Genomic DNA, 22,279 nt, shown 5'->3' with positions numbered 1-22,279 from the left:
CGCTTTAGAATCCGATTGATATTTTTAGTGTACGTGTCTGTACGGATTGTCCTGTACTGCTTTATTGGAACTGCTTTATCGGATTTCTCTCGCGCTCAATTCGTCTGTTTATATGGTTGATGGTGGTAGGTTTTACAGACTTTTTTTGAGCGTTACCTAAAGATCTTTGCACAGGGAGTGGCACAATTCAAGGCCAACTGGGGTGATTTTTGGCTAAAGAGCCAAGTATTACTAACAGTACCTTTTTAATGAAGTGTGGTTCTATGCGCCAGTCATTTTTCGCTATCTGGCCATTTATTAGGCCAGCCAACCTAATCATTTTTGATGTATTAAAACAGTAATCCCAACACTCGATCAGAACCTGAATGTGCGACTCTATTGCTTTTTGATCACTGTCAGCGGGTTATTGCACTTACTCTGATTTGGTCGAGCTGCATGAATTTGGTTATCGATAAATCCGATATTGACTAGCCGCCTGTCCTGCATATCCCAACAAACGGAGGATAAGCGGCAACCTCAGGATTGTACCCGGGGGATTTCCCGGCGGACCTTGAGAAAGCGGTAAACGCCAATCCCTGCCATGACCAATCCACCAAAAATGGCGACCCAGGCCAGCACTTTCAGAACCGGTTGCTCCGGTAGAAACTGCAGCACCACACCGCCACCGATGATGACGGACAGCGCCGTGCGTATGTAGGACAGCAGGGTACGCTCGTTGGCCAGGTGGGTGCGCTCAACCGCAAGGTGGTCGCGCAGATCGGTATCACTCACTAAGAACCTCCGTAGGGGTTTTCCGCAGATAGTCAGTCATGGCTCAGGGTCTCATTGAATAGTCTGTAATGAGGGATTCGACAGGCTGTCACGATAGATGACCGTGCAATTGCGTCCTGCCGCTTTGCCTTCATACAGCGCCTGATCGGCGTGTTTCATCATTTCATTGACGCTCAGCGCCTGGCCGTGACGTTGCACCGGGGTCACACCGCAACTGAGTGTGTGTGCGATGGAGTGTCCTTCGTAGAGCGTCGGCGTTCGGGCAAACTCTTCGCGGATTCGCTCGGCAATAGCGCGTGCCGACTGTACTCCGTCGGTTCGCACCAACAAGGCGAACTCCTCACCACCGTAGCGGATGCAGACATCGGTGTCCCGGCAATGCGCCCTAAGTAATCGGGCCACTTCTCTCAGCACCTGGTCTCCAGCATCGTGGCCGTATTGATCATTGATCTGTTTGAAATAATCCAGGTCGATCATGATCAGGTACATGGGTTTTCGGTGGGCGGAACCGCTCTCGATAAAGCCTTCGTACTCACTCTGCAACAGCCGTCGGTTACCCAGACCAGTCAGTGGGTCCTGATTGGCCAGCGCCAACGCCTTGCGCCGTTCAGTTTCGAGATTCAGGAGACGCTCTGTTAATGCGACGGTCAGAAATACCGCCTCAAGCAGGCTTCCGACCTGCAACAGTATCAGTGCGTACATACCATTGGGAACAATGCTCAGGTAAGCACTGGCCAGCGTCAGGAGCAAGCTGACGCAATACAACAGCCAGGCGAGAAAATACCAGCGCGCGTACCGCAGGCCGCTATACCAGGCGTGAGCACCGATGACTGGCAGCAAGAATGCAATCACCGCCAGGGTGATAAACGCGATGTGTAACGCCGGCTCGTAGGCGCCCATCAGGCGCACAGCAATGCCCGCCAGTGCCACAAACTGGATCACCTGCAACAGACGATGGCCCAGCGGGAAATGAACGCGGGTATTCAGGAATGACTTGGAGAACTGTGTGGCGCAGAGTGCGAACAATAAGAACGCGATATGGAAGCCTTCGTTGTGCCCATAAATACTGTCAGGCCAGAGGTATTGATAGCCGAATCCGTTCAACAGCGTCCACTTCCAGCCCGTGGCCAGTAGCAATGCCGCATAGATGAAAACGCTGGGGCGACGCAGCAGAGTTCCAATGATCAACGCAAGAAACAACATCACGGCCAGGGCGCCGTAATAGGCACCAAACCACAGGTTTTCGTACTGTACCGCCTGAGTGAATGCTTCCGGAGAATACAGGGTAAACTGAAGACTGACCGAGTCCGGCTTGTCGTAGTAGACCTTCAGATATATATCCGTGTAACTATCGCCTCCTGTTTGACCTGGAAATGCCAGGGTGCGGTAATCAATCGGGCGTTCATGGAAGGGGACCCGGTCGGACAGGTGCGCTCGTTCAAACTTTGAGGCGGTAGCATCACGGGTATAAAGCTCGATGTGATCGAGATAGGATGTTTTATGGACCAGTATCCAGGAAACCGGTTTATTGTGAGTGTTAACCAACCGGGTGCGTAACCAGTAGGCCTGACCCGATATACCCTGATTGATGTCGGCCCTATGCAACGGCCGAAAACCCTTATCGGTTCGAACCTCCTCAAGGGGCACATCAGGTGCAGCAGGCCGAAATTCGACCTGTTCCACCAGAGACTGTTGAGTCAGCCCCTCAAGCTCAATCACAGGCTCCCGAGCGTGGGTCGCCGTGCTGACCAACAGCAGGACAAGCCACAACAGAAGCGCCCGCGGCCCGAGCGTTGCCACAGTTGTCGTAGTACGGTTTGTAATCATTCAGGGGCCAGGTTCGCAGTGCCGATACCGGGAGTATAGGCGAAAAAAAAGCGCCACCCCAGTGGGTGGCGCCCATCAGCTTCAGCCCGGCTCGCCAGGGCGAGCCGTCGAGGGTCAGTAGCTGTAACGCAGGCCGAGGTAAACCTCTCGGCCGGTGGTGTTGTACTCACGCACCAGGTTCATGTCGCCCAACGGACCGGTGGTGTACAGCCGCTCGGTCTCGTTGGTCATGTTGATGCCTTCCAACGTCACCTTCAGGTCATCGGTGATGTTGTAGAACGCCGACATGTCCAGACGGGTCGGACCGGTGGTGGCGTGCTGAGCGTTGCCGTTGCTGCCGGTCGGGTCGGTAATGTAGTCGTCCCGACCGTTGATGGAGCCACGGATACCATAGCGGTCAGTCTCATAGTACAGGGTGAAGTTGTAACTCTCTTCCGACAGGCCCGGGAGAGTGCTGACCACCGTGTCAAACCGGGACTCCGAACTCACATAGGTGTAGTTGGCAATCATACCCAGGTTGTCGAACGGTGCCGGCAGGAAGGTGAACGGCTGCTGATACGCGATCTCCACCCCATCGAGCTGGGCGCCATCGCCGTTGACCGGCTGGGAGGTAAACCAGGCCGATCCGTTGATATCCACCGCGTTGGGCTCAAACAGCGGAGAGTCCGGGTCGTAGGCCGGGTAGTTGGACACGATCTGGCGCAGCTCCGGGGTGAGCGGTCCTTCCACTTCGTCACCGCTGATGAAGCTTTCGATGTCTTTGTGGAACAGGGTCACCGCCAGCAGCGCTTCGCTGTCGAAGTACCACTCCAGGCCCAGATCCACGGCGCTGGCGCGCATCGGGTCGAGGTTCGGATTACCCCGGCTGATGTTGCCGTTGATCGGCGTCACACCGGTCACGGTGGGTGACAGGCTGCCCAGTCCCGGGCGGGTGATGTTGCGGGAGATGTTGGCGCGCAGCAGCAGGTCTTCTTCAATTTCCCACACGATGTTGGTCGAGGGCAACACGTCGGTGTAGGCGTTGTCCTCGGACAGCAGGATCGCCTCACCGGTGACCGGATCTTCGGTAGCACCGCTCGAGGTCATGAAGGTCCGTGCGATACGGAGGCCGCTGTTCACCCGCAGCGGACGATCAAACACGCTGGTTTCAAAGTCCACTTCACCGTACAGGCCCATGGTCTCTTCCTGTACGTTCCAGGAGGAGGCGTCCACCGGTACCGGGGTGAATTGGCCCGCACCGTAGGCTTCAATGGTGTTGTCGAAGTGGGCGATCAGGAAGTCGCGCGGGAAGCCGCCGGGGGCATCCAGGCCGCTGGCAAAGTCATCGATACCGATACCGGTCAGTGAGGTGGCCAGATCCGAGGTCACTTCATCCGGTGCATCGATGGTGCCTTCGGTCGGGTTGTAGCGCAGTGAGTCCACTTCCCGGTCGTTGTAGATAAAACCGGTTTTGAACACGGCGCCGCCCTGCTCGGTTTCCAGATCCAGACGGAAAGTGGTGTTGTCACGATCCACCACGTCTTTGCGCAGCGTCGGGCCGGAGAAGAAGTAGTTCGACGGTTCCAGAATATCGAACCCGTAGCTCATTTCCGCAATGTCGGAATCCGCACCGAAATCGAAGGTGAAGTCGTGACCTTCCGAGGCGGTCAGGTTGAAGCGGTACTGTTCTTCATCGTGTTCGGAGTTGGCGTTACCCAGCATGAAGCTCAGTTCGGTGCGATCGCTCAGATCGTACTTACCGGAGAACACGGTCTGCAGGAAAGTGGTTTCCGAGAATTGGCCGCGGCTTTCCGAACGCGGGGTCACGTTCTGGAAGGTACCGGCCACGATCTGACGGCCGGCGGCATCCAGGGTCACACTGGTGGGTGTGATTTCATCGAAGGTGTTCCGGAACTGGGCGAAGTAGTTGTAGGACTCGCGGTCGTTCGACAGCTCGGAACCGACGATGTCCAGACCCAATTCCAGGCGATCATTGGGGCGGAACTGGAACGCGGCGGTCACACCGGTGCGATCCTGGGTGTTGCCAAAGTAGTCCATCCGGGGCAGGCGCGGGGTCCACATGTAGTCGAGCGGATCGTCACCTTGAGTGTATTCGGGGTGGTTGGTATCCGGGTCGGGCGTGCCGTTGATGGTGGTACCACTGGTATCCGCCCAGCTCTGGCCGTTGGCAAACGGCGATGTATAGCGCACAGTGCCGAAACCTTCCTGACGCACGGTGCGGGTGGAGTGAGCCACCGAGAACAGCACCCCGACGGTGTCGTCCATAAAGGTGTTGCTCACCAGCGCGGCGAATCGCGGGTCGGCCTCGTCGGCGACGTTATCTACGGTGAACTGGCCGCTGACGCTGGCGTTCAGGCCGGGGTTATCAAATGGCTTGGCGGTAAACAGCTCCACGGTACTGGCCAGACCGCCCTCTTCCACCGACGCCTTGGGCGACTTGTGAATGTCGATGCGGTTGAACAGTTCCGAGGCGAAGATGTTGAAGTCCATGGAGCGGCCGCGGTTGACGCCGCCGGAGGAGTCCAGGCCGCCGGCGCTGCCGGGGACTTCCATGCCGTTCAGGGTACTGCGGGTGAAATCCGGGCTCAGGCCGCGCACGGTGATGCTGCGACCTTCACCGCCTTCGCGGGTGATGGCCACACCGGGGACCCGTTGCAGGGACTCGGCCAGGTTGAGGTCAGGCATTTTACCCATGTCTTCAGCGACAATGGTTTCGACGTTGTTGGCGGAATCGCGTTTGATGTCCAGCGCGCGTTCCAGACTCTGGCGGAAGCCGGTGACCACCACCTCTTCCAGGGCGCCAGCACCTTCGTCTTGGGCGTGGGCAGCGGGCATGGCAGCAGCAGCGAGCGCCAGGGCGAGCGGGCTCAGGTGGAATACTTTCATTCTCAAACTCCCTCAATGTTTATTGTTAGAACAGGGTTCTTGTATTGGAATGGCAACTCAATGGTTGCGCAATCAAATAATGGCACAGGTGTTACATGGGGTAAAGGGTTCGACGCAAAATAGACGACTTTACTTGAGTTAAGTCACAAAACACGGCTACTAAGGCATTTTGGCGCATGTAACAGCATTTTATAAATGCCAAAGGCATAAAAAAGCCAGGCCGTTATTTCAACCTGGCTTTACGGGTGTTGCTAGTGGTGTAAGAAGAACGCCGATCGATCTTAGGCGCTCATTCCCAGATCCCGGTTCACACCATTGATCAGCGCTTTGATGGCGGCCGCGACAATGTTCTTGTCCTGCCCGACGCCAAACACGGGCTTGTGGTCGCCCACTTTCACTTCGACATAGCATACTGCCGCCACATCGGAGCCGGCGCCCAGGCCGTGCTCGTGGTAGTCCACTACCGTAATGGTCTGACCCGCGTGCTCACCGAGGGCCTTGGCGGCGGCATCAATCGGGCCATTGCCGGTACCGGTCAACTCCACTTCCTGGCCCTGGAACTTGCCCAGGATCAGGGTGTTCACCACGCCGTCTTCGCCATCACTGACCCGACTGCTGGTGTACACATAAGGCGCGTTGACCTGCAGGTACTCCTGATCAAACAGCTTGTAGATATCGCCACTGGCCACCTCTTTGCCCGAGGTGTCACTGACTTTCTGGACCACGCCGCTGAACTCGATCTGCAGACGACGGGGCAATTCATAGCCTGCCTGCTGCTGAAGCAGGAAGCTGACACCGCCCTTGCCGGACTGACTGTTCACCCGCACCACGGCATCGTAGCTGCGGTTGAGGTCGGCCGGGTCAATAGGCAGATAAGGGACTTCCCAATAGCCCTCCGGGTCCTGCACCGCAAAGCCCTTCTTGATTGCATCCTGGTGTGAGCCGGAAAAGGCGGTGAACACCAACTCACCCGCATAGGGATGGCGCGGATGAACCGGAAGCTGGGTGCACTCTTCGGCCAACTGGCGGATCTGATCAATGTCGGTGAAATCCAGGCCCGGGTGAATGCCCTGGGAGTAGAGGTTCATGGCCAAAGTCACCAGGTCCACATTACCGGTGCGTTCGCCGTTGCCGAACAGACAACCTTCCACCCGGTCAGCCCCGGCCATCACCGCCAGCTCGGCGGCCGCCACGGCGGTACCCCGATCGTTGTGCGGGTGCACACTCAGAATGATGCTCTCGCGATTGTTGAGGTTGCGGTGCATCCACTCGATCTGGTCGGCGTAAGTGTTGGGCGTGGACATTTCCACGGTCGCCGGCAGGTTGAAAATCATCTTGCGTTCGGGTGTCGGCTGCCAGATGGCCGAGACCGCATCGCACACCTCTTTGGCGAACTCCACTTCGGTGCTGGAGAACACTTCCGGCGAATACTGGTACACCCATTCGGTGCCCGGTTGAGCTTCGGTGAGCTCTTTCACCCAGCGGGTGCCGCGCTCGGCAATCTCTTTGACACCGGCCTTGTCGGTCTTGTAGACGATCCGGCGGAACGCTGGCGCCACGGGGTTGTACATATGCACGATGGCCCGGCGCGCGCCTTTGAGCGATTCCACGGTGCGGGCGATCAGATCCTGGCGCGCCTGGGTGAGCACCTCGACAGTGACGTCATCGGGAATGTGATCTTCCTCGATCAGGCGACGTACAAAGTTGAAATCGGTGTCGGAGGCCGACGGAAAGCCCACTTCAATTTCCTTGAAGCCGATCGACACCAGGGCTTTGAACAGGCGCAACTTGGTGTCCACATTCATCGGATCGATCAGGGCCTGATTGCCATCGCGCAGGTCGGTGCTCATCCAGATCGGCGCCTGATCAATGACCTTGTTGGGCCACTGACGGTCCGGGAGCTGAATGGGCTCGAAACGACGGTATTTCTTGGCGGGGTTGGCAATCATGGCTCGGCTCCATTGGCGCAAACTTCGGTTTAAGGCACAAACATGGGTTTAAAAGGTTGCCCGAGGAGAGCGGTGACGTTCAGCCGGGTAGGCTGTTCAGTGGGGAGCAGAACGCTGCGGGTAGCAGTGAGAGACATCCCCGGGGTGGGCTTGTGGCCCGCCGCTCATCCGTTATCAGGCATTGGGGATAGTATATGGCTTACAGGCCGCCAATAAATTGCTAAGATGACTCAGATAACGCCGGTATTGGCAATTTATGCCAACAATTTAACCGTAATCAGAATATTGTATCCCCATGACCACTAAACTCGATCGTTACGACCACATGATCCTCGACACCCTGCAGCATCGGGGGCGGATTACCAACCAGGAACTGGCCGAAGCCATCAGCCTTTCACCCTCCCCCTGCCTGCGCCGGGTGAAACAGATGGAGGAAGACGGACTGATCGATGGCTATGTGGCGCTGTTGAACGCCCGCAAGCTGGGGCTGAACCTGATGGCGTTTATTGAAATCAGCATGGACAAGCACACCCCGGACCGGTTCAGCGCCTTTGAAGATACGATTGCGACTTATCCGGAAGTGCTCGAATGTCACCTGATCACCGGCCAGTCTGCCGACTACCTGCTCAAGGTGATTGTGCGGGATATGGATGCCTATCAGCAGTTTCTGTTGCAGAAGCTGACCCGGATCGAGGGGGTGAGCGGTGTGCATTCGTCCTTCGTATTGAAAAGTCCGATTAACAGCACCGCCCTCCCCGTCGACTGATTACCGATAGTGAGCAATCACTTCCGAGGCCAGTCGTCCGTCCGGAAGGGAGTCGCCGGCAGGCCCTCGCGATTGCACAGGTTGGCCTGATCCGGGTTGTCCGCCCAGGCATAGCGTACCGCCGTCGGCCGGCGAACTTCAGCGCTCTGTACCACCACGGAATCGCCTTCGATGCGCGCATCGGCCCAGACAAAATCGCGGTCTTCGCCGGCGATGGCAAATTCGGCCAAGGGTTTACCGTTGCAGGAGGCCAGCCCCGAGCCGGTATGCTCAAAGCTCAGGCGGACCTGGCGTCCATCCACTTCCATCCCGGTATAGATCGGACCAAAGGCCACCAGGTCTTCATCATAAGCCACCGCTTGGGCGGCCAGGGCCAGCCGCTCGCCCACGGTCTGCTTATCCAGCGGATGAATATCGTTCCACTCGCCGACGTCGATGGCCACCGCCATACCGGTGTGGGGGACACGCAAGGTGTTCAGTTGCGCTTCGCGCAGGCGGGCCCAGTCACTGTCCACCGGCTCATCCCGGGTTTCCAGGTAGTTGGCCAGTTGCACAAAAATAAACGGTTGATCGGGCTGCGCCCACTGGCGACGCCACTCGTTGATCACCGCCAGGAAGGATTCGTTGTACTCCGCCTCGCGACCGACATTGGATTCGCCCTGGTACCAGATGACACCCTTGATGGCGTAATCGGTCAGCGGTGCAATCATGCCGTTGTACAACCCCATGGGTTTCCAGCGGATGAAGGTGGGCGGATCCAGGTTGTCCAATTGCGCACCCTGCTTGACCTTCCACTCACCGGTCAGATCGACGACTTCATCCTCCCGGCGCAGCTCATAGGGCTTGTCTTCCACAAAACCCGGTCGACCATTCTCACTGGTCAGGCGCACGGTCAATACGTTTTCACCCGCCTTGAGCAGGCCTTCGGACACCTCGTACCAGCGCGGCGGGTATTGGTAGCCGGTTTGTCCGACGCGCTCGCCATTCAGGTAGGTCACATCGGCGTCCACCAGGCGGCCCACTTCCAGAAAGGCCGCTTTACCGGCCCAGTCTTCCGGCAGAGTGATGGTTTTGCGCAGCCACCAGACACCGTTGGCCTTGTCCTCCTCACCCCAGAAACCGGGCAGTGTCACCGTTTCCCAGTCGCTGTCATCAACCTCCGGCTTGGCCCAGAGGGCCTCGCCGTTCTTGAAGCCGGGGTCCAGTTCGTCCCGACGCTCACGCCACTGTTGACCCCGAGCGTTATCCGCCGAGCTCACCTGCTCAATCAAGTCATCATCCCGCCAGCGCTTGGCCTCTTCCAGGTGGTGCGGGAAGGCTTTCAGGGCAGATTCACTCAACCAGGCTTCCGACGGTGATCCCCCCAGGGCGGCATTGATCACACCCACCGGCACGTCGTATTGCTGATGCAGGTCCTTGGCGAAAAAATACCCCACCGCGGAAATACCCGGCAGGGTTTCGGGAGTCACCGACAGCCATTCACCACCGTCCAGGTCCGGCTCGGGGTGCTTGAATTGATAGCGGTCAGGGACTTCAAAAAAGCGGATCTCGGGATAATTCGCTTCGGCCATTTCCTCCGCGTACAGCGGTTTGGTCCGGGCCATGGTCAGCTCCATATTGGACTGACCGGAGGCGAGCCACACGTCCCCCACCAGAACATTCTCCAGGGTAAGGGTGTTCTCACCTTTAACCGTCAGCTCATAGGGGCCGCCGGCTTTCATTTCTGGCAAGGTCAGCTGCCAGCGCCCGTCATCGGCGGTCACGGTTTGCCACGTGAAACCCTGAAAGTGAACACTTACTGCCTCGTCCGGATCGGCCCAACCCCATACCCGGATTTCCGTGTCTCGTTGAAGTACCATGCCATCGCTGATCAAGCGCGGCAGGGTGACTTCGGCCTGAACGGCGGCACAACTGAGCGCCGCCCCCATCATCAATGCTCCAACCCGGTATTTCATCGTTATTAAACTCTCTTTGAATTAAAGGTGGCGCCGGCACACGTCAGGAACCAGGCTGTTATAGTCGTACTGATTATAACAATCCTGTGCTCATACTCCACCTCAAAACCCTCAGCGTGAAGAAGTGCCGTAGTAACCTTTTGGATAACTTTATATTCATATTGACAATAATAAGCGGAGCGAATTTACTCACTCCCTAGAACCCTTTGGGGATAACAATAGGATGTGTTGATGAATCATAAAATAAAGTCGATGGTTTCCAGCCTCGCCACCCTGACACTCTCGTTCAGCCTTCTCAATGCCTGTGCGGGCGGTGGAACGATGCAAAGCTCCAGTGAGCGTCGCCCTGTCACTACCGAAAACTCAGGCGAAGGCTGCCCTGTACCTACACTTCCCGACGCCTCCAACCTGGCGGTCATCAAGACCTTACCCGATCCGTTTCTGGGGTTGGACGGACACCGCATTACCGAGCGGGACCAGTGGCGCTGCCGTCGCCAGGAAACCCTGCAGCAGGTACAGCAGTATGAATCGGGAATCAAACCCGGTAAGCCGGAGCGGGTTAGTGGCCGGGTTTCCGCGAAATCCGTTACTGTGACTGTCCACCATCAAGGCAAAACAATAGAATTCAACGCCCCGGTGACGCTTCCCAACGCTGGCCAGGCGCCCTACCCGGCCATCATCACCCTCGGGCCGGCTACGCTGGACAGCGAGTTATTGTCCGACAAAGGCGTGGCGATTATCAGTGTAGACAACAATGAGCTGGGCGCCCAGAGTGGCGCGAATTCACGAGGAAATGGTCTGTTTTACGACCTGTACGGCAAGGACCACAGTGCCAGTTCAATGACCGCCTGGGCCTGGGGCGTGAGCCGACTGATCGACGTGCTACAGGAATCGGATGAGGGATTGATAGCGGCGAACCGCTTGGCCGTTACCGGCTGCTCTCGTAATGGCAAGGGCGCCTTATTGGCCGGAGCACTGGATGAGCGGGTCGCACTGACTATTCCCCAGGAATCCGGCGCCGGAGGTGCGGTCGCCTGGCGAGTGGCACAGGCCATGGCGGAGGAAGGTGTTAACGTTCAGACCCTGAGTCATGCCGCCGGTGAACAGCCCTGGTTTCGGGCCGGTTTCGGCAGTGAGTTTGGGAACAACAAGGTCACCCGCCTCCCCTTCGATCACCACCAGCTCATGGGGTTGGTAGCACCGCGCGGCCTACTGGTGCTGGATAACGACATCGACTGGTTGGGCCCCATTCCGGCCTATATAGGAACCTCAGCCGCGAGGGAGATCTATCGTGCCCTGGGCGTCGAAGCCAATATAGCCTACTCGGAGAACGGCGGTCATCGTCACTGTGCCCTCCCCGATCATCAACGCGACCTTCTGGAGGGGTTTGTAAATCGCTTTCTCCTCGACAGGCCCGGAACCACTGGTATCTTCCGCTCTACCCTCGCGGAAGAGGACGCTGTAGCGCCTTGGGTTGAATGGACCACGCCTGACTTGTCAGAGAGTCCGGATTAAATTATTGATGGCTCTAATAAAACGGCGGGTAGAGACTCTACCCGCCGTTTTATTATGGCAATCACCAGGAATTGTGGCTGATTCCTAGACGTCCAGGTTCGCCACGGCCAGTGCATTGGATTCAATGAACTCCCGGCGCGGCTCCACATGGTCGCCCATCAGGGTGGTAAAGATTTGATCGGCGGCAATGGCATCCTGCACCGTTACCCGCAGCATACGCCGCGTTTCCGGGTTCATGGTGGTATCCCACAGCTGTTCGGGGTTCATTTCACCCAGCCCCTTATAGCGCTGGACGTTGTAGCCCTTGCGGGACTCCTTCATCAACCACTCCAGACCTTGATCAAAGCTGCTGATGGCCTGGGTCTTTTCGCCGCGCTGGATATAGGCGCCGTCCTCGATCAGGGTAACCAACTTCTCCCCCAGGGACATGATCGCCTTGTATTCACCGGAGTGGAAGAACTCGTGGGTGAACGGGTAGTGGTGCGACAGACCGTGGGCAATGATCTCGATTTGCGGCAGGAACAGGTGACGCTCGGTGTCTTCGCGCACAGTAATCAGATACCGCTGGCTGCCATCGCGGGTATCCAGGCTCAGACGGGCCAGCAACTGATCGCACCACTGCTGGATATGCCCCTGGTCGGTCAGGTGCTCCGGCGTCAGGGACGGCAGGTACACCATTTGTTCCAGAATTTCGCGCGGATACAGGCGGGACAACCGCTCAATGGTGTCCATGACCGAGCGGTATTCGTAAACCAGCTTCTCCAGCCCTTCACCACTGATGCCCGGGGCATCGGCGTTGACGTGCAGGCTGGAGCCCTCCAGGGCGGACTGGGTCAAAAATGCGGTCAGCGCCGCTTCATCCTTCAGATACTGCTCGAACTTGCCCTTGCTGATTTTATACAGCGGTGGCTGGGCGATGTAGACGTGGCCCCGCTCAATCAGCTCGCGCATCTGACGGAAGAAGAAGGTCAGCAACAGGGTGCGGATGTGGGAACCATCCACGTCGGCGTCCGTCATTATGATGATGCGGTGGTAGCGCAGCTTGTCCGGATCGAACTCCTGCTTGCCGATACCGCAACCCAGAGCGGTAATGAGCGTGCCCACTTCGGCGCTGGAGAGCATTTTATCAAACCGGGCCTTCTCAACGTTCAGGATCTTACCTTTCAGGGGGAGAATCGCCTGGGTCTTGCGCGCCCTGCCCTGCTTGGCGGAACCACCGGCGGAGTCACCCTCCACCAGGTAGACTTCAGACAGTGCCGGGTCTTTCTCCTGACAGTCCGCCAGCTTGCCGGGGAGGCCGGCAATGTCCAGAGCACCTTTGCGACGGGTCATTTCCCGGGCCTTACGGGCCGCCTCACGGGCGCGGGCGGCGTCGATCATCTTGCTCACGACCGCCTTGGCTTCGTTCGGGTTTTCCAGCAGATACTCACCAAAGATCTGGTTCATTTCCTGCTCAACGGCGGTTTTCACCTCGGAGGACACCAGCTTGTCCTTGGTCTGGGAGGAAAATTTCGGGTCCGGGACCTTCACAGAAATGATCGCGGTCAGGCCTTCCCGGGCATCGTCGCCGGTAGTGGATACCTTCGCTTTCGCGGACAGGCCCTCGCGCTCAATATAGGCATTCAGGGTACGGGTCAGTGCCGCGCGGAAGCCCGCCAGGTGGGTGCCGCCGTCGCGCTGGGGAATGTTATTTGTGTAGCAGAACAGGTTTTCCTGGAAGGAATCGTTCCACTGCAGGGCGATTTCCACCCCAATACCGTCTTCTCGCTCAGCGGAGACAATGTGGACAGTCTTGTTGATTGGGGTTTTGTTGGCGTTCAGGTGCTCAACGAAGGCTCTCAGACCGCCTTCATACTGGTAAACCTCCTCCTTCCCGGAGCGCTCATCCTTCAGAACAATACGAACACCGGAGTTCAGGAACGACAGTTCCCGCAGGCGCTTGGCCAGCAGTTCATACTCAAACTTGATATTGGTAAAGGTTTCCGCCGACGGTTTGAAGTGCAGTTCGGTGCCCGAACTATCGGTTTCACCCACGATCGCCAGGGGCGACTGAGGAACGCCGTGCTTGTACACCTGCTCATGGACCTTACCGCCACGGCGAATGGTCAGCTTCAGCTCTTCGGACAGGGCGTTAACCACCGAAACCCCCACGCCGTGCAGGCCACCAGACACTTTATAGGTGTTGTCATCGAACTTACCGCCTGCGTGGAGGACGGTCATGATGACCTCTGCGGCCGATACACCTTCTTCGTGCATCTCGGTGGGAATACCGCGACCGTTATCGGAGACGGACACCGTCTCATCCGGATGGATGACAACGCGAATTTCCGAACAGTGACCGGCAAGGGCCTCGTCAATGGAGTTATCCACGATCTCAAACACCATATGGTGCAGGCCGGAACCATCGTCCGTGTCGCCGATGTACATACCGGGCCGTTTGCGGACCGCGTCCAGGCCCTTCAGGACCTTAATACTGGACGAGTCGTAATTTTTCTCTTCTGACATAAACTAGCTCCGATTTCACTGCTGTTCGGTATTCACGTCCGCGGTGACAGTCCCCTGTTCCACGTGGAACACTCTGGTTATAGCGTCTGGCCGGTCTTGCCAATCCGCCAAAAGAGACGGCTTATCAACACCGGTAATAAATACTTGAGTCTCGAGCTTATCGAGCCAGTCCACCAACGTAGCCCGGTGCTCCCCATCGAGTTCTGCTGGCAGATCATCAACGAGATAAATACACCGACCGCCGGTTTCCTGGGCGTAGACGTAGCCCTGTGCGATTTTCAGCGCACAAACCACCAGCTTCTGCTGACCTCGAGACAGAATATCCCCAGCCGGTTGCCCTTCGACATTGATTCGAAGATCAGCCCGATGACTGCCGGATTGGGTATACCCCATGTGGCGGTCCCGTTCGAAGTTATCCGCAAGCACTTCCTGGTAGGAGCGGTTTTTATCCCACCCTCTCTGATAGGACAGGCTGACGCCGGGGATGCGAATAAACTCTTCAAGCAACCTGAGAAAAACCGGTCGGAATCGCTCAATGGTTTTCTCACGGCACTCGTGGATCTGTTGAGTGAGATTGGACAGCTCACGGTCCCAAACGCTCAACTCACTGGTTTCTATTCTATCACGTCGCAACAGGCTATTGCGTTGTTTCAGACAGCGCTGTGCGGCCTTCCAGGCGGGAAAGAACGAAGGTTCCACGTGGAACACCAACCAATCCATAAACTGCCGACGGACCTTGGGACTTCCCTCCAAAAGCAGAAAGGTATGGGCATCAATGACCTGCAGGGGAAGCACCGCGGCCAATTCCGCCAGAGAGCCCACCGCCCGGCCATTTACCTTGAAGTTGACCTCTCCGGTCAACGCGCGCTGCAAGCCCACCGGGATGCGGCTTCCCTGGTGCTGAATCTCGGCGAACACCGTAAATTGCTCCCTGCCCCACTGAATCAGCGGCTTGTGCTTGTGACTTCTGAACGAGCGGCCAAGGGCCAGGGTATGAACCGCCTCCAGTACGCTGGTTTTACCGGAGCCGTTTTGACCATAAATGAGGTTGGTGCGTGGAGAGGGAGTCAGGCTCACGCTCTCCAGATTTCGCAAAGATTGGATACTCAGGCGGGATACAGACATAAAGGGCGCCGAGACGCCTCTATCAGAGGCGCATCGGCATTACGACGTAAAGCGAATCTCCATCCTCGGGCTCCTCGAGCAGCGCACTGCTGTTGGCATCGGACAAGGTCATCTTGATGTGATCCGCGGAAATGACATTGGCCACATCCTGCAGGTAGCTCACGTTGAACCCCATCTCTAGGGAGTCGCCGCTGTAATCCACCGCCACCTGCTCTTCCGCTTCTTCCTGCTCGGGGTTATTGGCCACAATGGTCATTACCCCATCGTCGAGCAACAAGCGTACACCGCGGTACTTCTCGTTGGACAGAATGGCGGTGCGACCAAAGGCCTGCTTGAGCTCGGACCGGGGCCCGAACACCACCTTGTCACCACCGCGGGGCAGCACGCGCTCGTAATCGGGAAACTTGCCGTCCACCAGCTTTGACGTAAAGGTGTAATCGCCGGTCGCCACCCGGATATGGTTGGCGCTCAAGGTGACGTCCACAGTATCGTCGATATCATCCACCAGACGGGAGAGTTCCAACACACCCTTACGGGGCAGAATCGCCTGAATGGTATCTTCAACACTCACCGGCACCGGGCGAGTGCACATCGCCATGCGGTGACCATCGGTGGCCACGGCCCGCAACTGACCCTCTTTGACCTCCCACAGCATGCCATTCAGATAATAGCGGACATCCTGTTGTGCCATGGCAAACGCCGTGCGCTCGATCAACCGCTTGATCTCCCGCTGGGGGCAGGCAAACTGCAGATCGCTGGGGCCGTCCTCCACATTGGGGAAATCACTGGCCGGGAGCGTTGACAGGGTAAACCGGCTGCGGCCGCTCTTTACCACCATTCGCTGCTCATCCTGTGCGAACTCAATGTTGGCACCTTCCGGCAGAGAGCGGCAGATATCGACCAATTTGCGCGCGGGAACCGTGACTTCGCCGGCATCGGCAGGAGCCTCAAGCGGCACCCGAGCGACGATTTCCACTTCCAGGTCGGTGCCGGTCAGGGACAACTGTTCACCGTCAATCACCATCAACACATTGGACAACACCGGCAGCGTTTGACGGCGCTCTACCACCCCTCCGACCAGTTGCAGGGGCTTCAACAAAGCTTCGCGGGACACGACAAATTTCATTGGGTCTCTTCCTGTTATTCCTGTTAGGCGTTTTCCTGAATCAGGGATTCACGATGAACAATCAAGTCGTCAGGGAGCGCAGCAGATTCTTCATATCCTCCCGGATATCCGCATCCTCTTCCTGCATCTGTTTTATTTTGCGACAGGCGTGCAAGACGGTGGTATGGTCCCGCCCCCCAAACGCCTCGCCAATTTCCGGCAGGCTATGGTTGGTCAGCTCCTTCGCCAGGGCCATGGCCACCTGGCGCGGGCGAGCCACAGAGCGGCTGCGTCGCTTGGACAGCAGATCGTTCAGCTTGATCTTGTAGTACTCACCCACCACCCGTTGGATATTATCTATGCCCACCTGCTTATCCTGCAAGGCGAGCAGATCCTTCAGCGCTTCGCGCACCAGATCCACATCAATAGGCCGCCCGGTGAACTGAGCGTTCGCCACTACCCGCTTCAAAGCGCCTTCCAGCTCACGCACATTGGAGCGAATGCGCTGGGCAATAAAAAACGCCGCTTCGTGGGGTAAATCGATGTGGCTCTGATCGGCCTTCTTCATCAGAATCGCCACCCGGGTTTCCAGCTCCGGAGGCTCCACTGCCACCGTCAGCCCCCAGCCGAACCGACTTTTCAGCCGCTCTTCCAGGCCATTGATTTCCTTCGGATAGCGATCGCAGGTCAAAATGATCTGCTGGCCACCTTCAAGCAGCGAGTTGAAGGTATGAAAGAACTCCTCCTGAGACCGTTCTTTGCCGGCAAAAAACTGGATATCGTCAATCAACAGTGCATCGACAGAACGATAATAGCGCTTGAAGTCATTGATGGCATTGAGCTGCAGCGCCTTGACCATATCGGCCACAAACCGCTCCGAGTGCAGGTAAATCACCTTGGCATTGGGATTCTTGTCGACCAACGCATTACCCACTGCCTGCATCAAGTGGGTCTTACCCAGGCCGACACCACCATATATAAAGAGGGGGTTATAGGAACCGCCGGGGTTCTCGGCCACCTGTCGTGCTGCGGCCAACCCTAATTGGTTCGACTTACCTTCGACAAAGCTGGTGAAGTTGAACGTCCGGTTGAGGTTGTTGTTGTGCTTGAGTGCCCCTTCCACCTCAACCGTATTATTGACCGATGGTTGAGGGGCGGGCTCGGCCACCGGTGGGGCCTCGGGCCTCTGCCCCGCCGGCGCTTCACTGGGTGCGGATCCACCCATTCGACCAAAACCCGACGGTTCCGCTCCCAGGGATTCACCAAAGGAGGCTCCGGTACCGGGTTGCCCCTGCGGGTACACCGGCCTGGTCGAGGATTGATTGACCGGGCGTCGCGTCCCGACGCCCCCGGGGCGGGAACCGATACCCACCTCAACACTGAGGGGTTGGTCCGATTGAAAATCCTCAACCAGCTCGCGAATTCGGTGCAGAAACTTCTCGTTGACCCAGTCGCACACGAACCGGTTGGGCGCCAACAGCCTGAGTTGCCCGGATTCCGCATCGGAATCTATCTGCAGCGGCCGTATCCAGGTATTGAACTGCTGGGGAGGCAGCTCGTCCTGTAGACTCGACGCGCAAAGTTTCCAAACAGATTCCGGCAAAACCGCTTCCCCCCCGGTGCATTATTATCCAAAAAAACGGATGCTAGTGTACTCTCTATAAAAGTAGTTATCCACAGTCCGGGAATCTTTTTTTCCGCATAATTTTTGTTATTAACAGTGTCTTTTCAATAAGTTATCTGAGCAACCGTTCTACCTTTACCCACAGATACAGCCTCAAAAACCGGTCATTTTTTAACCATGAACTGTGGATAACCTGTTATTATCCTATTGACAAGCACCGCATAACCGGGAATAACGGCGCATCCTGCTTTATTTCGGCAGAAATACCGAGAAACCCCCATCAATCCGTTGCCTTTAGCCCCGATTTTCTATAAAATCGCGCCTCTTTTCCCGCCTGGTGCGGGTTTACCAGGAATTCGAACGGCAGGTTACTTCCATGAAAAGAACATTTCAGCCCAGCGTACTGAAGCGTAAGCGCACCCACGGTTTCCGTGCTCGCATGGCCACCAAAAACGGTCGCGCTGTACTGGCTCGTCGTCGTGCCAAAGGTCGCAAGGCTCTGGCCGTATAAGCGTGCCCGCCTTTGCGCTGCACCGTTTATAGTTGTCAGAGTTAAGTGGCTTCCCAGGCTTTTCCCAAAGCACATCGGCTGCTTACCTCTGACGACTTTAAAGCGGTTTTCGCGGACGCCCCGTTTCGCGCCTCCCACAAGCATTTCCTGATATTGGCACGACCCAATAAGCACACCGCTGCTCGCCTCGGGTTGATCATCGCCAAAAAACACATCCGCAACGCCACCGAACGCAATCGGATGAAACGTCTTATTCGGGAAACTTTTCGTCGCCAACCACCGAACTTTTCCGGTATTGATGTTATTGTATTGGCGCGAAAGGGCATGGACAGTCTGGATAACCGCACCCTAATCGATCAACTGGACCGACAGTGGTTGCGCATTGCCCGCAAAGCACTGGCGGCTTCCGCCCCCGAATCGACAGGTTGACCCCATGCGTTGGCTGGCACTTCGACTGATTTGGCTCTACCGTTACCTGCTCAGTCCCTGGGTGGGCAATCAGTGCCGTTTCTATCCAAGCTGCTCCCACTACGCTGAAGAGGCGATCGCACGTCACGGATTCCTTCGCGGGGGTTATCTAACCGTTCGCCGACTATTAAAATGCCACCCTTGGCATCCAGGGGGCGAGGATCCTGTTCCGGCCCACCCCAATCACTCACACCCTACTGATGGCAGTAAATAAAGATGGATTGGCAAAAAACCCTGTTAATCACGGCCATGTGCGCCGTCGTGTTCACTCTGGTCATACGCTACAACGACTTTCAGGAAAACCTCGCGGAAACCTCCAGCCAGACCCGCTCGGAGCAGACCGCTTCCAATGACAACGACAGCGGCATTCCAGATGCAACCGATACCGCCAGCGAGCTGCCTTCAGCCCCGGGGGATTCGGCCGACGATGCCGAGGTACCAAGTCAGTCGAACACCGCCCGCCAACCCATTCGTGTCGAGACCGACACCCTGATCGTCAACATCGATCCGCGCGGCGGTGACCTGGTGTACTCGGCCCTGCGTCAGCATTACGCTGAACTGAACCAGCCGGACAACCCTTATGTCCTGCTCAACAACACTCCAGCTCAGACCTATGTTGCCCAGAGCGGATTGGTCGGGCGCAATGCCACCGATACCCGGGACGGCGAACGCCCGGTCTTTCAGTCCAGCCAGCAACAGTACCAACTGGCCGAGGGCGACGATCAACTTCAGGTGGATCTGACCTATCAACAGGGTGATGTGACCATCACCAAACGCTATACCTTCGAACGCGGTGAATACCTGGTCAAACTCGATTACCTGATCGACAACCAGAGCGCCGAACCCTGGCAGGCCAATCTGTACGGCCAGATCAAACGCGATAACTCATCCGCCGGCGCCGGACCGGGTGGACTCTTCGCCCTGAACCCCTACCTCGGTGCCGCCATCACCACGGACGATGAAAAGTACAAGAAACTGGATTTTGAAGACCTGAGCGAACAGACCTTCAAAACCCAGAAAGAAGGTGGCTGGGTGGCCATGGTGCAACACTACTTTGTCAGTGCCTGGGTACCGGATGCCGGCCAGACCCACAACTACCATCTCCGTCAGTTAGGTAATCGCAACATGTACCTGCTCGGCTTTACCAGCCCGAGCACGGAAGTCGCACCTGGCAGTCAGGGACAGATCTCTGCCGAGTTCTACACTGGCCCCAAAGACACTCAAAAACTGGAACAGATTTCCCCCTACCTGGACCTGACCGTCGACTACGGTTGGCTCTGGTGGATCGCCAAGCCACTGTTCACGGTTTTGGACTGGTTGCACGGTTTCCTGAACAACTGGGGTTTAGCAATTATTGCTTTGACAATTATTATTAAAGCAGCATTCTTCAAGCTAAGCGCCACCAGCTATAGGTCCATGGCGAAGATGCGCAAGCTGAGCCCGAAAATGGCCGAGCTGAAAGAGCGTTATGGGGATGACCGCCAGAAAATGTCCCAGGAGCTGATGAAGCTCTATAAAAAGGAAAAAGTGAACCCGCTGGGGGGTTGTCTGCCCATTCTGATTCAGATGCCGGTGTTCCTGGCGCTGTACTGGGTATTGATGGAAAGTGTCGAGCTGCGCCACGCGCCCTTCTTCCTGTGGATTCAGGATTTGTCGGTCAAGGACCCCTACTATGTGCTGCCTTTGCTCATGGGCCTGACCATGTTCATTCAGTTCAAGCTGAACCCGACACCGCCGGACCCGACTCAGGCGAAGATCATGCAGCTGATGCCCATTGTGTTCACCTTCCTGTTCCTGTTCTTCCCGGCGGGTCTGGTACTGTACTGGGTAACCAACAACACCCTGTCCATTACCCAGCAGTACATTATTACCCGTCAGATTGAACGCGAGGGGTAAAAAGCAAACTCGTGAGTCTGACGCCCACCGACACCATCGCCGCCATCGCCACCGCCACGGGTCGCGGTGGTGTCGGTATTATCCGCCTGTCGGGCCCCCAAGCCCGGGCGATCGGCGAACAGATCACCGCGCAGCCCCTCAAACCCCGTCACGCACATTACCTTCCGTTTCTGAATACCCAAGGTGAAGCCCTGGATCAGGGCATTGCCCTGTTTTTCCCGGGACCCCACTCCTTTACCGGAGAAGACGTTGTCGAGCTTCAAGGCCACGGCGGCCCGGTTATTCTCGACTGGCTGTTGCGCAGCGCCTGCGAGCGGGGTGCCCGACTGGCCCGTCCCGGGGAGTTTTCCGAGCGCGCCTTCCTCAACGACAAGCTGGACCTCGCCCAGGCCGAGGCCATTGCGGACCTGATTGACGCCTCCAGCGAGCAGGCCGCCCGCAGTGCCCTGCACTCGCTCCAAGGCGCTTTCTCACACAAGGTCAATGAGTTGGTGGAAGCCCTGATCGCCCTGCGTATCTACGTGGAGGCCGCCATTGACTTTCCCGAGGAAGAAATCGACTTTCTCAGCGATGGCAAAGTGGCCGGAGACCTTGCCGACATTCGCCAGCGGCTGGACGCCGTGTTCGCCCAGGCCCGTCAGGGCACGCTATTGCGCGACGGGATGAATGTGGTGATTGCAGGCAAACCCAACGCGGGTAAATCCAGCCTGCTCAATGCCCTGTCGGGGCGCGACAGTGCCATTGTCACCCACATCGAGGGCACCACCCGGGACGTCCTGCGCGAGCATATCCACATCGACGGCATGCCCCTGCATATCATCGACACCGCGGGTCTGAGGGACACGCCGGATGAGGTGGAGAAAATTGGGGTGGAGCGGGCCTGGCAGGAAATTCATAGAGCTGACCGGATCCTGCTGCTGGTGGACAGTCAGAGCACTGAGGTCACTGATCCGGCCGCCCTGTGGCCGGAGTTTGTCCAGCAGCTACCCGACCCCGGCAAACTGACGTTGATTCGCAATAAAATCGACCTCACCGGCGAGCCGGAAGGACGGCGCCAGGAGCACCCCGTCTGCCTGGCCATCAGTGCCGCCAGCGGTGCTGGTGTGGAAGAGCTCAAACAGCACCTGAAAAGCGTCATGGGCTTCGAAAATGCGGGCGAGAGCACCTTTACCGCCCGCCGCCGTCACCTGGACGCCCTGGAAAGAGCGCGAACCGCTCTGGAAAACGGCTGGGAGCAACTGCAACTTCACGCCGCCGGGGAACTGCTTGCCGAGGACCTGCGCCAGGCCCAGGAGTGCCTGAGCGAAATCACCGGTCAGTTCACCCCCGATGATCTGCTCGGGCGTATCTTCTCCTCCTTCTGTATCGGTAAATAA

General features: G+C 57.3%; 16 protein-coding genes. 7 read left to right on the top strand and 9 right to left on the bottom strand.

What is annotated here, in order from left to right; translation table 11 throughout:
* Nucleotides 1-516: 516 nt before the first annotated feature.
* The 4 genes from EDC38_RS12415 to leuA all read right to left on the bottom strand — a co-directional run bounded on the left by EDC38_RS12415 (nt 517) and on the right by leuA (nt 7,433).
* Nucleotides 517-771, bottom strand: coding sequence for a YidH family protein (locus tag EDC38_RS12415; protein ID WP_170162920.1), 255 nt, complete (start codon nt 769-771; stop codon nt 517-519).
* 51 nt (nt 772-822) lie between these two features.
* A complete protein-coding gene (locus tag EDC38_RS12410) occupies nt 823-2,541 on the bottom strand; it encodes a sensor domain-containing diguanylate cyclase (protein WP_170162919.1) in 1,719 nt (572 codons plus the stop codon).
* A gap of 171 nt (nt 2,542-2,712) precedes the next feature.
* A complete protein-coding gene (locus EDC38_RS12405) occupies nt 2,713-5,484 on the bottom strand; it encodes a TonB-dependent receptor (RefSeq protein ID WP_123638773.1) in 2,772 nt (923 codons plus the stop codon).
* A gap of 281 nt (nt 5,485-5,765) precedes the next feature.
* On the bottom strand, nt 5,766-7,433 hold the full coding sequence (leuA, locus tag EDC38_RS12400; protein ID WP_123638772.1) for a 2-isopropylmalate synthase: 1,668 nt from the start codon (nt 7,431-7,433) through the stop codon (nt 5,766-5,768).
* A gap of 295 nt (nt 7,434-7,728) precedes the next feature.
* On the opposite strand from leuA, the gene EDC38_RS12395 reads away from it, so the two are divergent.
* The gene (locus EDC38_RS12395; RefSeq protein ID WP_123638771.1) at nt 7,729-8,199 is read left to right on the top strand and encodes an Lrp/AsnC family transcriptional regulator; all 471 of its coding nucleotides are present in this window, start codon (nt 7,729-7,731) and stop codon (nt 8,197-8,199) included.
* A gap of 17 nt (nt 8,200-8,216) precedes the next feature.
* Here EDC38_RS12395 and EDC38_RS12390 read toward each other — a convergent pair whose 3' ends face one another.
* Nucleotides 8,217-10,154: a sialate O-acetylesterase gene (locus EDC38_RS12390; protein WP_211331088.1), complete on the bottom strand. Its 1,938-nt coding sequence runs from the start codon at nt 10,152-10,154 to the stop codon at nt 8,217-8,219.
* A 231-nt stretch (nt 10,155-10,385) separates the two neighbouring features.
* On the opposite strand from EDC38_RS12390, the gene EDC38_RS12385 reads away from it, so the two are divergent.
* Nucleotides 10,386-11,669, top strand: a complete 1,284-nt coding sequence (locus EDC38_RS12385; RefSeq protein ID WP_123638770.1) for a glucuronyl esterase domain-containing protein — start codon at nt 10,386-10,388, stop codon at nt 11,667-11,669.
* 84 nt (nt 11,670-11,753) lie between these two features.
* Here EDC38_RS12385 and gyrB read toward each other — a convergent pair whose 3' ends face one another.
* From gyrB to dnaA, 4 genes are all read right to left on the bottom strand, one after another.
* Nucleotides 11,754-14,174, bottom strand: coding sequence for a DNA topoisomerase (ATP-hydrolyzing) subunit B (gene gyrB / locus EDC38_RS12380; protein WP_123638769.1), 2,421 nt, complete (start codon nt 14,172-14,174; stop codon nt 11,754-11,756).
* 15 nt (nt 14,175-14,189) lie between these two features.
* Entirely contained in the window at nt 14,190-15,299 is a 1,110-nt protein-coding gene (gene recF / locus EDC38_RS12375) for a DNA replication/repair protein RecF (RefSeq protein WP_123638768.1), read from the bottom strand.
* Between the two features lie 22 nt (nt 15,300-15,321).
* On the bottom strand, nt 15,322-16,425 hold the full coding sequence (gene dnaN, locus EDC38_RS12370; RefSeq protein WP_123638767.1) for a DNA polymerase III subunit beta: 1,104 nt from the start codon (nt 16,423-16,425) through the stop codon (nt 15,322-15,324).
* A gap of 61 nt (nt 16,426-16,486) precedes the next feature.
* On the bottom strand, nt 16,487-18,007 hold the full coding sequence (dnaA, locus tag EDC38_RS12365; RefSeq protein ID WP_123638766.1) for a chromosomal replication initiator protein DnaA: 1,521 nt from the start codon (nt 18,005-18,007) through the stop codon (nt 16,487-16,489).
* Nucleotides 18,008-18,404: 397 nt separating this feature from the next.
* Between dnaA and rpmH the strand changes: the two genes are divergently transcribed.
* The 5 genes from rpmH to mnmE are packed head-to-tail and all read left to right on the top strand — an operon-like array spanning nt 18,405 to nt 22,279.
* Nucleotides 18,405-18,539 carry a 50S ribosomal protein L34 gene (gene rpmH, locus EDC38_RS12360; RefSeq protein ID WP_024461782.1) on the top strand — a complete coding sequence of 45 codons (135 nt, stop codon included), beginning with the start codon at nt 18,405-18,407 and terminating at the stop codon, nt 18,537-18,539.
* A 45-nt stretch (nt 18,540-18,584) separates the two neighbouring features.
* Entirely contained in the window at nt 18,585-18,968 is a 384-nt protein-coding gene (gene rnpA / locus EDC38_RS12355) for a ribonuclease P protein component (protein ID WP_123638765.1), read from the top strand.
* Between the two features lie 4 nt (nt 18,969-18,972).
* Nucleotides 18,973-19,221 (top strand): membrane protein insertion efficiency factor YidD, encoded by a 249-nt coding sequence (gene yidD / locus EDC38_RS12350; RefSeq protein WP_081666103.1) that lies wholly within the window; start codon nt 18,973-18,975, stop codon nt 19,219-19,221.
* 2 nt (nt 19,222-19,223) lie between these two features.
* Nucleotides 19,224-20,903 carry a membrane protein insertase YidC gene (gene yidC / locus EDC38_RS12345; RefSeq protein ID WP_123638764.1) on the top strand — a complete coding sequence of 560 codons (1,680 nt, stop codon included), beginning with the start codon at nt 19,224-19,226 and terminating at the stop codon, nt 20,901-20,903.
* 11 nt (nt 20,904-20,914) lie between these two features.
* Entirely contained in the window at nt 20,915-22,279 is a 1,365-nt protein-coding gene (gene mnmE / locus EDC38_RS12340) for a tRNA uridine-5-carboxymethylaminomethyl(34) synthesis GTPase MnmE (RefSeq protein ID WP_170162918.1), read from the top strand.

The sequence above is a fragment of the Marinimicrobium koreense genome (genome assembly GCF_003762925.1).
Classification (GTDB): Bacteria; Pseudomonadota; Gammaproteobacteria; order Pseudomonadales; family Cellvibrionaceae; genus Marinimicrobium; species Marinimicrobium koreense.
This window is presented reverse-complemented; position numbering and strand designations above follow the sequence as displayed.